Origin of the sequence: Chryseobacterium lathyri, assembly GCF_003290185.1 — a bacterium.
Classification (GTDB): Bacteria; Bacteroidota; Bacteroidia; order Flavobacteriales; family Weeksellaceae; genus Chryseobacterium; species Chryseobacterium lathyri.
The window spans coordinates 234,622-250,625 of record NZ_QNFY01000002.1; the positions used below are offsets into that span (position 1 = coordinate 234,622).

At 35.8% G+C, this 16,004-nt stretch carries 16 protein-coding genes; 5 read left to right on the plus strand and 11 right to left on the minus strand.

Going from position 1 to position 16,004, the window contains the following annotated elements; all coding sequences use genetic code 11:
- Positions 1 to 50: 50 nt before the first annotated feature.
- Positions 51 to 500, minus strand: coding sequence for a thioredoxin-dependent thiol peroxidase (gene bcp / locus DRF61_RS03350; RefSeq protein WP_111954037.1), 450 nt, complete (start codon positions 498 to 500; stop codon positions 51 to 53).
- 33 nt (positions 501 to 533) lie between these two features.
- Here bcp and nth point away from each other — a divergent pair, with 33 nt between their 5' ends.
- Positions 534 to 1,154 (plus strand): endonuclease III, encoded by a 621-nt coding sequence (gene nth, locus DRF61_RS03355; RefSeq protein ID WP_111954039.1) that lies wholly within the window; start codon positions 534 to 536, stop codon positions 1,152 to 1,154.
- Positions 1,155 to 1,166: 12 nt separating this feature from the next.
- Here the strand turns inward: nth and DRF61_RS03360 are convergent, their stop codons facing one another.
- From DRF61_RS03360 to DRF61_RS03370, 3 genes are all read right to left on the minus strand, one after another.
- Entirely contained in the window at positions 1,167 to 1,520 is a 354-nt protein-coding gene (locus DRF61_RS03360) for a hypothetical protein (RefSeq protein WP_111954041.1), read from the minus strand.
- Between the two features lie 3 nt (positions 1,521 to 1,523).
- Positions 1,524 to 1,970 carry a DinB family protein gene (locus tag DRF61_RS03365; protein WP_111954043.1) on the minus strand — a complete coding sequence of 149 codons (447 nt, stop codon included), beginning with the start codon at positions 1,968 to 1,970 and terminating at the stop codon, positions 1,524 to 1,526.
- A 97-nt stretch (positions 1,971 to 2,067) separates the two neighbouring features.
- Positions 2,068 to 3,864 (minus strand): DUF885 domain-containing protein, encoded by a 1,797-nt coding sequence (locus tag DRF61_RS03370; RefSeq protein WP_111954402.1) that lies wholly within the window; start codon positions 3,862 to 3,864, stop codon positions 2,068 to 2,070.
- 169 nt (positions 3,865 to 4,033) lie between these two features.
- Between DRF61_RS03370 and DRF61_RS03375 the strand changes: the two genes are divergently transcribed.
- The 4 genes from DRF61_RS03375 to DRF61_RS03390 all read left to right on the plus strand — a co-directional run bounded on the left by DRF61_RS03375 (position 4,034) and on the right by DRF61_RS03390 (position 6,784).
- Positions 4,034 to 4,495, plus strand: coding sequence for a hypothetical protein (locus DRF61_RS03375; RefSeq protein WP_111954045.1), 462 nt, complete (start codon positions 4,034 to 4,036; stop codon positions 4,493 to 4,495).
- Positions 4,496 to 4,666: 171 nt separating this feature from the next.
- Positions 4,667 to 5,371, plus strand: coding sequence for a MotA/TolQ/ExbB proton channel family protein (locus DRF61_RS03380; protein ID WP_111954047.1), 705 nt, complete (start codon positions 4,667 to 4,669; stop codon positions 5,369 to 5,371).
- 95 nt (positions 5,372 to 5,466) lie between these two features.
- Positions 5,467 to 5,865: an ExbD/TolR family protein gene (locus DRF61_RS03385; RefSeq protein ID WP_111954049.1), complete on the plus strand. Its 399-nt coding sequence runs from the start codon at positions 5,467 to 5,469 to the stop codon at positions 5,863 to 5,865.
- Positions 5,866 to 5,896: 31 nt separating this feature from the next.
- Complete coding sequence (locus DRF61_RS03390; RefSeq protein WP_111954404.1) at positions 5,897 to 6,784, plus strand: energy transducer TonB; 888 nt, start codon at positions 5,897 to 5,899, stop codon at positions 6,782 to 6,784.
- 14 nt (positions 6,785 to 6,798) lie between these two features.
- Here the strand turns inward: DRF61_RS03390 and DRF61_RS03395 are convergent, their stop codons facing one another.
- The 7 genes from DRF61_RS03395 to DRF61_RS03425 form a co-directional block, all read right to left on the minus strand.
- Entirely contained in the window at positions 6,799 to 7,191 is a 393-nt protein-coding gene (locus DRF61_RS03395; protein ID WP_111954051.1) for a hypothetical protein, read from the minus strand.
- Positions 7,192 to 7,246: 55 nt separating this feature from the next.
- On the minus strand, positions 7,247 to 8,650 hold the full coding sequence (locus DRF61_RS03400) for a nucleoside recognition domain-containing protein (protein WP_111954053.1): 1,404 nt from the start codon (positions 8,648 to 8,650) through the stop codon (positions 7,247 to 7,249).
- 251 nt (positions 8,651 to 8,901) lie between these two features.
- Positions 8,902 to 11,076 carry a peptidase domain-containing ABC transporter gene (locus DRF61_RS03405; RefSeq protein ID WP_111954055.1) on the minus strand — a complete coding sequence of 725 codons (2,175 nt, stop codon included), beginning with the start codon at positions 11,074 to 11,076 and terminating at the stop codon, positions 8,902 to 8,904.
- The gene (locus DRF61_RS03410; protein WP_111954057.1) at positions 11,069 to 12,301 is read right to left on the minus strand and encodes a radical SAM protein; all 1,233 of its coding nucleotides are present in this window, start codon (positions 12,299 to 12,301) and stop codon (positions 11,069 to 11,071) included. Before DRF61_RS03410 ends, DRF61_RS03405 begins: the two co-directional genes overlap by 8 nt.
- 147 nt (positions 12,302 to 12,448) lie before the next feature.
- On the minus strand, positions 12,449 to 12,673 hold the full coding sequence (locus DRF61_RS03415; RefSeq protein WP_111954059.1) for a hypothetical protein: 225 nt from the start codon (positions 12,671 to 12,673) through the stop codon (positions 12,449 to 12,451).
- Positions 12,674 to 12,817: 144 nt separating this feature from the next.
- On the minus strand, positions 12,818 to 15,109 hold the full coding sequence (locus DRF61_RS03420) for a TonB-dependent receptor (RefSeq protein WP_167409394.1): 2,292 nt from the start codon (positions 15,107 to 15,109) through the stop codon (positions 12,818 to 12,820).
- Positions 15,110 to 15,232: 123 nt separating this feature from the next.
- Positions 15,233 to 15,898: an N-acyl amino acid synthase FeeM domain-containing protein gene (locus DRF61_RS03425; RefSeq protein WP_111954063.1), complete on the minus strand. Its 666-nt coding sequence runs from the start codon at positions 15,896 to 15,898 to the stop codon at positions 15,233 to 15,235.
- Positions 15,899 to 16,004 lie beyond the last annotated feature (106 nt).

The window sequence follows — 16,004 nt, forward strand, 5'->3', positions numbered from 1 at the left end:
AATTGTATTATTTGTGAAAATAGTAGTGATATCTTTGTTTCAAAAGAAAATTATCCTTCCAGAATCTGCTCAGCAGCAGTCTTTGACGTTACTTTTTCAATCACTCTTGTACAAACGCCATTTTCATCAAAAATAAAAGTGGTTCTTACAATTCCCATATATGTTTTCCCAAACGTTTTTTTCTCCTGCCAAACCCCGAATTTTTCGATGACATCATGGTTTTCATCAGCAATAAGATCATATGGAAAAGCGAATTTACTGTGGAAATTCTTTTGCTTTTTTACCGTATCGCCGCTCACGCCCAGAAGTTGGTATCCGGCTTTTTCAAGCTTCGAATAATTGTCGCTCAGGTTACAGGCTTCCACAGTACATGTAGGAGTGTTGGCCTGAGGATAAAAGAAAAGGACTAATTTCTTTCCAAGCAATTTGGATGAGGTTATTGTTTCGCCATCCTGATTTGTTCCTTCAAATTCAGGTAATTTATCTCCTACTTTCAACATAATGAATTAATTTTGTTCAAATTTAATGGTTACATGACAAAAAAGCAAAGAGCTGAGCTTGTTCAGAGAGAACTGGATAAATTATATCCCACAACACCGATTCCTTTAGATCACACCGATCCTTATACCCTGATGGTTGCTGTAGCGCTTTCTGCACAGACGACGGATAAAAAAGTAAATCAGGTAACGCCCCATCTTTTTGAAGTCGCCGGAACTCCGCAAAGGATGGCTAAACTGGAAGAATATCAGATCAAGGAACTGATCAAAGAAATAGGACTATCCAATACCAAAGCCAAAAACCTTAAAAGAATGGCGGAACTTTTACTGGAAAGACACAACGGTATCGTTCCCCAAACCTACGAAGAACTGGAAGCACTTCCCGGAGTAGGCCATAAAACCGCCTCTGTAGTCATGAGCCAGGCCTTCGGATTCCCGGCTTTTCCGGTTGATACCCATATCCACAGACTGATGACGCAATGGAAGCTTACCTCAGGGAAAAATGTAGTGGAAACTGAAAAAGATGCCAAGGCAATATTTCCGGAAGAGGTATGGAACAAGCTTCATCTGCAGATTATTTACTACGGAAGAGAATATTCCCCAGCCAGAGGAAAAGGGGAGAAGGATTTCATTACAAAAATGATGTTCGAAAAATAGAATTTATTTCTTTTATAGAATTTTTTGTATAAAATCCCGGTTTTTGATTTGTATAGACAGCTCTCTGTAGAGCACAGAAGCCAGGTCTATGCTAATATCTGTAAAAGGATCTTCATACATCATAGAAAGAGATCCGGTGCCATTTACTGAAATAACAACATGGCAGAAATCATCCTGCATAAAATTTTGAACTTCAATATTGAATTCCTGACAAAGATTAATGAAGCCGGCATAAATATCAGTATTCTTAATTTTCTCATCAATGGTACTGATAACCAGGGTGCTGTTTCCTTCGTTTCCCTGTTTTTTCAAAATCAGTTCTTCAAAGCTTGAAGTATTAATGACAGGAGTAAATACTTTCTTCATATTTTATATATCCAGTAATCTTCTGTGATAATTGATCTGCCCCAAATGATAATCCAGATGGGTGAGCAAATGAATTAAAAAGTAGCCTGTAGTCATTGTATCTTCGAAAACAACAAGAGGATATTCCTTTTCAAGATCTTCAGCTGTTAATTTGCTGAGCACGTCATTTACCATTGTTATAGTTGCCGTTAATTTCTCAATAAGTTCAGCTTTCGGAACATCCTTTAATGAAAATTCCAGTTCCCTGTTCCTGATATAGCCGGTTTTACCAAGCTCTGCACCTATATAATTATTGAGGTTGCCCACCAGGTGAAGGCAGAGATTTCCTGCAGAATTTGAAATGTTTTTATCGGTTTTCCAAATTACGTTTTCATTCTGGTAGGACTCTATTTCTGTTTTTAATTTGTTTAAATCTCTGTTGTAGAGAGATCTTAGGTTTTCTGTGATCATGGTAATTTTTATTTACTGACTCGTTAAACTTTTTCTCAAAAAAAGATGGGACATTAAAATTAATCATCCCATCTTAATATGATATGTTTAAGGCAATTTATTTCTGTTTCTTCGCCCAAAGTTCCATCTTTCTGTTTAGTACATCAAGGGGCAGGCATCCCTGGCTTAAGATCTCATCATGGAAGCTGGCCAGATTGAATTTACTTCCAAGTTCTTTCTGATACTTTTCTCTAAGCTCCCGGATACGAAGAGAACCAATCTTGTATCCTAATGCCTGGCCCGGCATCGCCATATATCTTTCCACTTCTGCAGTTGCGCTGGCTTCATCATAAGAAATATTACTCAGGAAATATTTAATAGCTTCCTCTCTTTTCATAGTTCCCGTATGAAGTCCCGTATCCACTACCAGTCTTACCGCTCTCAGCATCTGATCGCTCAGATAGCCCATTTTCTGGTAAGGATCCGTATACAGTCCGAATTCAGGACCCAGTGTTTCGCAATAGTGTGCCCAGCCTTCGCCATAAGCGCCGAACCATCCGAATCTCATAAACTTAGGAAGCTTGGTGTTCTCCTGCTGAAGAGAAACCTGATAATGGTGCCCAGGAATAGCTTCGTGAAGGAAAAGAGATTCCATTCCAGATGTTACATTGAATTTGGCAGGATCAGGAAGCGGTATATAAAATATTCCCGGCCTTTTTCCGTCCGGAGTCCCCTGGATATATTCTGCACTGGCACTTGCTTCCCTGAATTTTTCCGTTTGTCTGATTTCAAACTTTGTTTTAGGTGTTACACCGAACATAGTCTTCAGCTTAGGTGTAATCTTCGCTAAAATACCGTTAAACCCATCCAAAACCTCTTTGGAAGTCTTATAAGGCATGGCTTTAGGATCTGTTTTTACAAAGTTGATAAACTCCTCCAGTGTTCCGGTAAAGCCTACCTGTTGCTTTACTTTTTCCATTTCTGCACGGAGCATTGCCACCTGCTGCAATCCTATTTTATTGATCTCTTCAGGAGTTTTCTTTGTCGTTGTCCAGCTTTTAGCATAATATCTGTAAATCTCATTCCCGTTCGGAAGGCTGTTGTAGCCATCTGTATCCCGTGCTTTCGGGAGATACTCCTTTTCCAGAAATGCTCCCATTTTGGTATAGGCAGGAATAATTTTTTTGGTAATAGCATCAGCATAAAGAGCCGAATACTTGTCTTTTTGAGCTTTTGTAAAGTTTTTCGGGAATTTTTTAACAGGTCCGTAGAAAATATTTTTTTCCATATCGGCTGTAGTGATTTCCTCAGCCTTCATCTGGGGAATCATTTTGACCACCAGTTTTTTAGGAAGAACAATCTTATTGTTGATTCCTTCACGGAAATTTTCTGCAGCAGCATTCATCCAGTCCGGGAATTTTTCCATTCTTTTCAGCCAGTCATCATAATCTTTTTCTGTTTTGAAAGGCTGGCTTCCCTCTCCGCTTCCATACAAAGGAAAATTCAGGGGAAGGCCCCCAAACTGTGTGAATGGAATATATTCCGGATGATAGGCATATGCTTCTATTTTATCTTTTAAAGTATAATCCAGAACATCATAAACAACCTTTTCCTCATCCGAAAGGCCTTTATAATCAACGTTTTCCAATTGCTTCTGAACAGAATTGTAAAAAGCGATCTCTCCGGAAATAAAATCCCTGTCAATATTAATGGGAAGCTGGTCATTATATCTCGTATCTCCCTGGGAAGTTGCTTCTAAAGGATACAATTTAAGATACTGCTCATAATAATTGGATGCAATAGAATCCATATTGGTAGGTGTTACTTTCGTCAGCGGAGAATCAGATTTTTTGCAGGCTGCCAGGCTGATCACCAGTCCCAGTCCCAAAATACCTTTTGATAAAATGTTTTTCATTTTCAGAATCTTTATGAAGCAAAAGTAAGTATTATTGGCATATACGGAATAATTAATCATAATGATTTAAAAAAATAATTTTCAAAATATTTTCAACTTTGAATCAATTTTTTATCTTTGTCTAAAACGTTTTAACAATCATATTATTACAGCTCTTTTTTAAGAAATAATGAAAGGGATTTTAAAAATTTACCATCCGGAGGAGACCCTAAAATACAATATTAGAAACACTTATTGTAAAGCAGTCTACAGCAACCAACAACATTTATTAGAGGTTGAAATTATAACGGATGACAGTTTGGATCATGTAGATGATGATTCATTACAGTACAACTTTCCGCAGCTTTCACTTGAAATTTTTGATTTTCCGATCGAATCGAAGGAGATTGAAGGGAAAACCATTAAAATCAATGATTCTGATGAAGAAACTTATACAGAAGTGGATTTATTTGATGATGAAGATGCATTTATCTATGATAATGAACTTCAGTTTGAAAAAAATGAAGAGGGTGAGCTTCAGGTGATCTGGAAAGGAACTATTGACGATTTCTATACAGGATCCGATACACCAATCCCATTCCGTCTAAAATGCGAATTTAAGCAGGACGGTATTGTTATAGACGAGGACTAACCGTTTTCTCATCATTTTTACAGCAGATTTCTTTTCAAAATTTTCTTTTGGAAAGAAATTTGCTGTCTTTTAATCATAACAAATTTTAAGTTGTTTTTAAACAATTTTTAAGAGAGCAATTCATAATATTCCACTACATTTGTCGTTAAAATTTTATAAAAATTCACATTAATGCTGTTAACGGAACTTACTCAGATTTTATTTGCACAGATTACTGCTCCTGCAGTTGCAACAGACGATTTAGAATTTTCATTTTGGAAGATCATGTTCCACGGAGGGGCTTTCGCTAAAATTGTAATGTTTATCGTTCTGGCTTTAGGTGTATTTTCACTCTATCTGTTCTTTGAACGTTTTTTCTTTATTAAAAGGCTGACTTCAAAGACAGATGCCAACTTCATGGAGAATATTGAAGATTTTATCAAAGAAGGGAAAATTGAATCGGCTGCGGATTACTGTAAAAGACAGAATTCTCCGGAAGGCAGAATTTTGGAAAAGGGGATTTCAAGATTGGGACGCCCTGTTTCCGATATTGTAAGCGCCATGGAATCGCAGGCTCAGGTAGAAGTAGCGAATATGGAGAAGAATCTGAATCTTTTGGCTGTGGTACCGAGTATTGCACCGATGTTGGGGCTTTTAGGAACGGTTATCGGGATGATCATCGCTTTCTTTAACCTTTCTCATGCTACAGGATCTTTCTCGCCTAAAACATTGTCTGAAGGTATTTATACGGCATTGGGACAAACGGCAGTAGGTTTGGCTGTAGCTATTCCTGCTAACTTTTTTTACAATATACTTTTAACGAGAATTGATAAGTTTGTATTGAAAGCGCAGAATATGTCGGGAGAGTTTTTAGACCTTATCAACAAACCTTTATAAATCTTTCTTATGAAATTGCTTACAAAACATCTATCTTTAAAATAATAATGTATTAAGCGATTCCATCTGACCATTAAAAAAGTAAAAAGAAACAGATGAAAATTCAGAGAAGAAATAAAGCGAACCCCGAATTCAGTTTGGCAGCGATGACAGATGTTATCTTGCTGATGCTGATATTCTTTATGATAACTTCGTCAGCCGCCAATCAAAGCGCGATTGATGTAAAGTTACCAAAAGCGGGTGCGGTAGAAGATAATATTCCTAATCCTTTAACGGTAAGTATTAAACCGGACGGCTCTTATTTTGTTGATGATAATCCCGTTACAAGGGAACAACTGGAATCAGTAATTGTCAGTAAATTAACGGGGCAGGCGAATAAATCATTTACCATTCGTGCAGATGAAAATACCATGCATAAAGATGTTGTTTTTGTGATGGAAATTGCTGAAAAGAATAAATTTAATATTGCTATTGCAACCGTTAAAGATAAATAATACCTCCGGAAAGCCGGAAAGATCATTTAAAATGAGAAGTTACATTGTAAACAAAAACGAGCAAAACAGAGACAGGATAAAGAGTGCTATACTTTCCATCCTTATCTGGTCTGCGATTTTGCTTTTTGTTTTTCTTTATAAACTGAAGCCGGAGTTGGATAAACAACCGGATGAGGTGATGACAACAATGCTTGTTAATTTCGGAGACAACAGGAATGGAAACGGAATTGAAGAGCCTGCCGATCAGCCGGGAAGTTTGGCTGCGGCCACAGAAGAAGTAACTCCCGAGCCTGCTGAAACGCCCGTACCGGAAACAAAAACGGTCATAAAGCCAGAACCTGCACCTGAATCTAAAAAAACGGAGGTAAAGGAAAAGGTAATTACAGGAAACAATTCTAAGGTGAGCATTCCAAAAAAAGAAGAATCAAAAAAGACAGATAAAAAGACGTCAACAAGTTCAAGCGCCTCAAAGAATACTAAAAAGACGGGAGCAACAACGGCGAATTCCAAAACCGGAAGCGGTGACGGAAAAGGAAATGCAGCCATCGGAAACCTGATCAGGGGGAGAGGAACAAAAGCCGGAAGCCAGGGTACAGGCAGCGGAATAGGAAATGCGGGAGATCCTTTAGGCGGTGACGGAAACGGAGACAGCAAAGTGGGGATTGACAGAAAACTAATCGGATACATCCCCGGAACTATGGGAAGGGGTGGAGAACAGCCTGCAAACAGCTGTAAAGCAAGTGGAACCATTACAGTTGCTTATACTGTGGATAAAGCCGGGAATGTGGTTTCAGCAAAAAGATCAGGCGGAACATCCGATCCCTGCATTACATCGAACGCGGTGGCATGGGTTAAGAAATATGTCAAAGCTGAAAAAGCAAGTACTTCCTCTACCGGAACTTATAAAATCACATTCTAAAATACAAAAGCACTTTATTCAAGTGCTTTTTTTATTTCATTGATCCTGTTTATCACAGGAAGGGCGAAAATTCCACTGGTCTGGAGATAAAGTTCATAAAATGTTTTTGACTTGTCTAAAAAGTCTTTATTATTCTCCTGTTTACCTTTAAAGTAAAAAAGATTCCCCAGCATTTCATAATAATCTTTATGGTCTCTTTCCTGTCTTTCATTGACAATTGCAATGATGTCTTCTTTTGTTTTTGAAGAAATTTCCGTAAAATCTATCTTGAAAATATCTTTCATCAAAGAATCAAAGTCTAATTCTTTCTGCATTAAGCTTTCTTCAGGTTTATCCAGAATCAGTTTTTCCAACGCTTGAGTTAACTGACGTATTAATCTTAATGTGAATTCTTTATCTGTGATCATAATGAATTTAAAATTTATAATTTAAAGTTATTGGTGGTTCAACCACCATTGCCTATTACGCAAAAAACAAATATGCCAGTGCAATTGCAGTAATTACCCCAACCAAATCTGCCAGAAGCATCGCAATTACCGTATATCTCGTATTCTTTACAGCTACGGCTCCAAAATAAACAGCAATGACGTAAAACGTCGTATCTGAGCTTCCCTGAAGAACCGCTGCCAATTTCCCCTGGAAGCTGTCTGCTCCGAACGTGGCCATAGTGTCTACCATCATTCCTCTGGCTCCTGATCCGGAAAGAGGTTTGATCAGTGCAGTCGGGAGTCCGTCCACAAATCTTGGATCAAAGCCGGCTGTGTTAGCTACCCATTTCATTCCGTCTATTATGACATCAAAAACGCCTGAAGTTCTTAAAAGTGAAATTGCGATCAACATTCCAACTAAATAAGGAATGATCTTGACGCAGGTCGTGAAGCCTTCTTTCGCACCCTCGATAAATGCATCAAAAACATTAATTTTTTTATAAACAGCCCCAAGAACAATTGCCAGGAAAATGAAGAGAATCAGCCCGTTACTTAATACTTTACTGAACGTATCCAATTCGTCTTTACTTAATTGAACCAAATAAACAACCAGAAGTGCAATAAGAGCTGAAATTCCACCTACATAAGCAAGAACGACTGGTTTTAATAAATTGATTTTCTGATATAAAGAAACAATAATCATCGCTGCCAATGTTGCTGCAAAAGTGGCGATCATGCAGGGAAGGAAAATATCAGTTGGAGTTTTCGATCCCATTGATGCTCTGATTGCGATGATAGAGACAGGGATAAGCGTCATTCCACCTGCGTGGAGACACAGAAACATAATCTGCGAATTGCTGGCGGTGTCTTTATTAGGATTTAAGGTCTGGAGGCTTTCCATCGCTTTTAAACCAAATGGGGTAGCGGCGTTATCCAGTCCGAGAAGGTTGGCGCTGAAATTCATCAGCATATGTCCGAAAGCCGGATGGTTTTTAGGAATATCAGGAAATAGTTTCGAGAAAAAAGGCTGGATAAAACGGCTTAAAAGATTAATTCCGCCTGCTTTTTCAGCAATACTCATGAATCCCATGAACAGGGTCATGATCCCAATCAGGCCAATGCAGATCTTTACTGCGGTTTCAGAAGTTCCGATAACGCCGTCTGCTTCCTGAACTCTGTAAACTTTTACGTCCTGTTTTAGAGAGTCTGTCTTATAATGGATCCTGCTGTCTGCAAAATCATTTTTTTTCATCAGGCTGTCTCTGACAATCGGGGTGAGCGTATTCATTGGCTGTGAGGCAATCTGAACCGTGTCACCGCCTTTTCCTACCACCATATCATTGAAGATGGTTTTGTAGTGGCTAGACGAAACGTATTTTATACTGGCAATGGCAATGGCAATGATAATGAAAGCCGACCAAATTCTGCTGAGGACCATTTTAGTTTATTTTGGTCTTAAATGTAGCGAAAATTTGAGAAAAATGAATAAATCTAAAATGAAGCGGTTGGTTCACATTAATATACTGATCCGTAAACATATATGCAAAACTACGGAAGGCAATGTATTAAAAGAATAATACATATGCGGAATATAGTATTGATAATAAGCCCAGTAAGCAAATTACAAACCCCACTAATGTTAAGATTTTGGGAATATCACCTAATGTTTCACTTTTTTGCTTTTCCATGTTATTCTCCTAATTCTAGCTGATTTTTAATTAAAGAAAAATATTTTCCTTTTAAATTGATTAGTTCATCATGAGAGCCTGCCTCAATGATCGTTCCATTATCCAGAACGATTATTTGATCTGCATTTATAACGGTAGACAATCGGTGAGCAACCACTATCATTGTCCTGTTCCTGAAGAAACTATTTATATTATCTACAATTATTCTTTCATTTTCCGCATCCAGGGAATTGGTGGCTTCATCAAAAAAAATATAGTCGGGGTTTTTATAAATCGTTCTTGCAATTAATAAGCGCTGGCGTTGCCCGTGGCTGATGCCGATCCCCTCGGCTCCAATAATTGTGTTTTCTTTTAGTAATAAAGAATTGACAAAGGTTTTTATATTGGCGAGTTCTAAAGCCTTATCCAGCATTTCAATATTGGGGTTATCCTCCAATGATACATTGTACTTGATGGTGTCTGAAAAAATTACACTATCCTGTAATATAACACCACATTTATTTCTCCATAACTGATTGTTAATAGTATCAATCTGATGATCCCCAACCTCAATAGTTCCCATTTGAGGAGTGTAAAATTTTAAAATCAATTTTAATAAAGATGTTTTACCGCTTCCGCTTACTCCTACAATTGCGGTGGTCTTATTTTTAGGGATGAGCAAATCAATATTTTTTAGAACGAAATTTTTATGATCATAAGAAAAACTTACGTTATTGAATTTGATATTCTCAGTTTCATGAAGACTATTAACGGTGCTTATGTTATCCTCATCTTTTTTGTTATGAATTTCGTTTAATCTTTCAAAACTGATTTTAACCAGTTGGTATTGCATCACAAAACTGATCAGTTGATTGATAGGCGCACTGATGCCGCCCAGAATAAACATTACGGATAACATTCCCCCAATTGTCATTTTAGAGTCTATAACCGCCATAGATGCAAAAAATATAACTAATATTGTCTGAAAGAAGCTTACAAAACGATAACTCTGATATTTCTGATCTATTTTAAGTTTTTCCAGTCTGTTATAATATATGTTTTTCTGGATAGATTGCCATTGTCTTGTTTTTGATTCTTCAAGATTATTTAATTTTATTTCCTGAATGGAGTTGATCATTTCGTACATCTTGTTCTGATCCTTCGAAAGAAGTGAAAAATCCTTGTGATCATTTACTCTTATTTTTTCCAGGAAGCTAAAGATCCAGAGGAGTTCAACGATGGAGCATATGAGTACGGTTAAGAAAATATTAAGACTGAAATAAAGCAGTATTGCCGAGTATACAACGACACTGAAAATGGCAAATACAGTTTGAATCAATTGCTGAGACAGAAAACCTTCGACTCTTTTATGATCGTTAATCCGTTGTGTAAGATCACCGATGTTCTTGGAATTAAAATACTGAAAAGGCAACCTTGTCAGTTTTATCAGAAAATCTGAAATGATGGAAAAGCTGATCCGGCTGCTTATATGCATGAACAACCAGGAGCGGTAATATTCCAGCGATATTTTGCTTAAGAAAAGGATGATTTGTGCACTCAGTACAAGATATATGAAATTAATGTTTTTATGGATAATTCCTTTATCAACCACTTTTTGGGTGAAAAAAGGAAAAATAAGTTCTATAAAGGAAGACAATAAAAGGGTTAAAGCAATAAGAAAAAACTGTATTTTATGTTTTTTGAGGTACTGGGTAACATAATTCAGATTAATTGTTTTTGCCTTACCGTTATTTTTTTTAACTGACATTAATGATTCTGTCGGCTCCAAAACAAGTATAATTCCATCGTCTCCATTTTGTGTCCATCCTTTTATGAACTCTTCTTTTTTATATACTGTTTTTCCGAATCCGGGGTCTGCAACAAAAATTTTGGATTTTGTGATTTTGTATACAACAACATAATGATTTTGATTCCAAAAAAAAATAGAAGGCAGTTGAACATTCTTTATCATTTTTTGGAAATCCAATTTTACGGGAATAGGATTGAATCCCACTTCCTTTGAAATGGTTTTCAGGTCAGAAATAGATAAACCCTGTCTTGAAATATTGGAGTTGGTAATGATTTCATTTTCAAGATAAAAATTGTCATTGTAATATTTACCGATCATCCTCAAACAAGCGAAACCACAATCCTGACTGTCTAATTGCTTTATAAATGGAAAGTTTTTTTTAAGCATATTCAGTTTTTCGGAAGCTTTCTAAAAATTCTGTGTATTCAGGTTCCTGAATGGTAGGCAGGGTTTCATTGATGATTTCTAAGGCGTGCTCATAAGTCAGTTTCTGGACATTAGATCTTTCTCTTATTTCCGGAATCATGGCATCGACGACTTTATTCTGAAGATGGGTAATGAACTTTAGCATGTCATTGCAATATATGGTAGGATTATTAAATCCATTTTCTGCACTGTATCTATGGGGTATATATCCGCCTCCGCATATATCCTGAACCGGACATGCAAGACATTTTTTAGGAAGAAAAAAATTGGAATGATAGTAGAGCCTGATCAGTTCTGAATCAAAAATATCATCAAGATCATTATCTATGATATTAAGGTTGTTTTTAGTGAAGCTTTCTCCACAGATCTTTAGTACATCCAGCGTTTCAATACTTCCGTTTGTTTCAATAATAATAGTTTTGTTATATCCTTTTCCATAAGCATCGGATTTTATATCTAATCCATAAATGCCATTAAGCATATTTACAAAGTAATTGATTGCGATGCCTTCCTTATTCGGATACCATTCATCAAAAATACTGATCAGCCAGTCGGCGGTTTCGAATTCTGCAGAATCATGGGCATCATGGTTTTTATCTAATAGCAATAAATCGTATCCCAAGATGCCAAGACTAGAGAAATGTTTATAAGACTCTATTGGATTCAGTTTTGAATTGACAACGGACAGAATACCAAAATCCACAGAATGTTCAAGACATTTATTAACGCCATGAATTACTTTGTCGTAAGTCCCTTTTCCTTTAAAATCTATTCTGTTTTGATCATTAATTTCTTTTACTCCATCAAGGCTTATTCCAATGCCCATTTTATATTTATTGAAAATCTCGCACCATTCATCATCTATTAATATGGCATTCGTCTGCAGACCTATAACGATTTTAAGGTTGTCATTCTCTATAGATTTTAGAATTTCTATGATCCGGATCATTTTAGCTTTCCCATAGAGTAAAGGTTCTCCTCCATGAAAAGTAATACTGAATTTTCTGAGATCATGCTGAATACAGTGCTTTTTTATTCTCTCCGCCAGAATTTGTACATTTTCAATACTTATAAACTTAGGCTGATGAATATATGAACTATCTCCCATGTTGTACATGTAACAGTAGGTACAGTTGATATTACATCTGCTGCAAATTTTTAATACTATTTGATCAATATTTCTCATGCTTTAATGGTTTTTATGGTTATTTACTACAAATGAAGCAGAACTGTTTTAAGCATCAGTTGAAAGCGTGTAATAAAGAGACTGTTTAAAAGTCTGATGGTAATTTTATAAGAGACTGTCTTTTAAAGACAGTCTCTTAATGAGATTTTACAAATGTGTTAAGGTAACATCAATTTGTCTGGAGTATGACTGTCCGTAGTGTTCAGTATAGGATTGCGAATAAGACTGAGCATAGCCTATTGTACCTGTTCCACCAACAACATCCTCATTTAAGATGTTCTCTAATAAAACTGCTTTTGAAGATAATTCTTCGTTCTCAGATGATTTGCAGATGTCTAGCAATTCGTCTTTTTTTAGAAAAAACTTTTCCATTGTTTTTAGTTTTTAAAATATTAAACAAGTAAATCATAGTTTAAAGAGATTAATTTTTTATTTGCTCTTTGCTTGCAAGCGTTTATCTAAAAACTGTTCCTGCTGATAATTGCGAAAATTATAAGCATAGAAAGCTGTTAAATCTTAATTTATTCTTTGTTTTTCCTCGGTATTTACCTCCTTTTTTCTGTATAGATCCAGTTTCTGCCCGAAGCCATAAACCAGAGTGAGGTTTATCCGTCTAATGTCTGCATAGTCATAATTACTCTGTCTGATATTATTGACGGTTTGGGTAAAAGTTTGTTTGTTGGTTTTTAAAACATCAACAGCTTCAATAGTTACATTGAGTCTCTGTTTAAATAAACTTGCTTTAAACCCAAGATTTAATTGGCTAAAACTTGATAGCTCATAACTTCCTGCCAAAGAAGGCAATCTATATAAGAAAGAAGCCTCTGCCCGGTATTTTTTATCCTTATCCAGAATCACAGAGTTAACTGTTTTAAAACTGCCGGAGAAGGCACTGCTGCTCTTCAATTCCGGAATATTAGAACGGGATCTTGTATAATAAACCGAAAGATTATTATTACTTTCCCATCGGTTCAGGCTAAAACTATAACCTTGGTAAATCCCTACATTATACTGGTTATAGGCGTTGGTAGGAATCACACGCTGGATGGGAGACTCCGGACTTACAAACGTAACCTGGTCTATCGCATCATTAATAAAACTTGCATACAGCATGGTATACGAATTCTTATACAAATAAGAGAGTTCTATATTATCGGTTGTATAGGCATTTAGAAACGGATTACCCTCAGCATAGTTAAAAGATGTACTATAAAATCTGAAAGGATTCAGGTTATTATATGTAGGTCTGTTAATTCTCCTGTTATAATTGAGGCCAACAGACTTATCCTCTTTAAAAGAATAACTTATGTTGAATGTGGGAAACAGCATAAAATATTTATTTTTATTTTTTTGAGAGAGAGTAACCGAATTTCCCTCTGTTTGCGTATTCTCTCCACGGAATCCCAGCTGAACTTCTACTTTGTCATTGAGCTTTTTTGACCCGGATATATACAATGCCTGTGTATTTTCTTTGTATTCAAAACTATTGGATTTTAAAGGATCTGGTTCAGAAATGCCACGCGTGGTATTGAAAAAAGAAACATTACTTTCGTTATTAATAAAAGTGAGTTTTGCTCCAAAATTCAGCTTGACCCATTGCGTCGGGTAATCAAAATCCAATCTGGATGTAATGATATTTACATCAAGGTTACTGCTGTTCCTGGCTGAAAAATAGTTTTCCGGCTTCAATGTATTATCTGAGAAGTAAGAATTACTACTGAAATTATTCAATGAACTTGTGCTAAAATCCAGGTAATCAAAATCATAACTTATTTTACGGCCTATTGTATCCAATTTGATAACAGAATATAGATTAAATGCATTTGAATGTCGATTAATCTCGATTCTTGAATTGTTTTGAATCAAAGAGTCCAATATCTGAGAATTATTAAAGATGGACGAATTGTTTTGTGATTTAATCAGTGGATTACTGATAGAACCTGAATATTCGCCTCCTATTCTTATTTTATTATTGATCTTATAATCAATTGTAAATCGGCCGCCAAAATTATTTATATAATTTCTTTTAGTGTTTTCTTCTTTCCATGTATAGTTTGGATATTCAAGAGTGTACCTTTGATAGGGCTCCTGGCTGCCGTTTCCATAGTTCACACTTGATGTAAATGTAAGCTTGCCTCTGTTATAATTAAATCCCGTCCCTATATTTGAACTTAACCTTTTAGATTGTGTTAATGTGAATCTTACATTCCCATTATAAGAATCTGTCTTTACATTTTTTGTAATAATATTAATAAGTCCGCTGTTTCCCTGTGCATCATACTTAGAGGGTGGGCTTGTTATTACTTCTATTGATTTGATATCTTCGGTCCGGATATTTTTCAGGAAATTGGCAAGATCATCACCCGAAAGATTAAGCATTCGGTCATTAACCATTATAGACATACTGCTTTTTCCAATCATTGAAATCTGATTATTTTGAACAAACAAGCCGGGGGTTATGTTTAAAGCATCCATGGCGTCTCCACCTGTAGCCGAAATTGAATTTTCTACATTGAAAACAAGTCTGTCAACTTTTCTTTCAATCAGTTTTTTCTTTTTCAAAATGTTAATTTCCTGGATCGAAATCTCTTTATTGTCAATTGTTATTTTTTCTTTAGTATCATTTATAATTTCCAGGTTTTTTTCATAGATTAATTTTCCATCTTTCAACACGGATAGTTTATAATTTCCATTTTGAGGAACTTTAATGAAGAAATTTCCTTTCTCATCACTAATAGCGGAGAATCGTGTTTTTTCTTGGCTCACAGAAACTTCAGCATAATCAATGCCGGTCTGTTGAGAACTCATCAGCCTTCCCGTTATACTTTGCCCATTTATAATTATTCCAGTAAAGAGAATAATGATCTTAAAAAGAATTGATATATTTTTCATCCTTAAAACCAAAGATAAAAAGCCGTTTTTTTTTTGATGCTACACAAAAGTGTAGTATTGTTGGTGATTAACTAAAACTACACCTTGGTGTAGTTGTTGGCTCTTACTGCATAAAAGATGTCTGTGTTTATCAAGGAAATTTTTTAATCCCCCATAAGGAAGAATTACCGGCACTGTTTCAGAGCCTAAATAATGGATAGATTCAGTAATAGCAAAAGCCTCAATACCCAATATTTTAAGAGTTCTTAATAGTTTTATGTCACATTCTGCGACTGCAACAACATTACTGTGCATGCAGACCTCGTTAATGGCACAAGCCATCAATGTTTTGAACAAACGAATGCCTGTCTCGTTGGGATTTTTTTTTATGGCAAATCTTCCAATATGCCAGACCTTATATTGGTTAATATCAATGAGCTCCTTAAGGTTTATGGAAAACATTCTTTCAATAGGAAGTTTATCACGATAGTTCCATCGTAGAGTTCTTATAGATCCAATGATTTCGTCGTCATAATTTTTTGCAACCAGAATCTTCGAATTGGAAAAACATAATTCTTCATCATGAATGTACTTTATTTCTTTATCCATAATGTTTTGAATATCAGGTGTTTTTTCATCGTGGTGTGAAAAATTTTCTTCTACAACAAACTTCGCAAGCTCCTCTAAATCAGTCTTTTTTAAAACAGATAGTTTAATGTTTTTCATGGTTTTAGTTATTTTAAACTAAATTTATTTTGAATTTAATAGGATGTTGCTACACTTTTGTGTAGATTTGTTATTAAATGTTTAAAACTACACTTTTGTGTAGTGG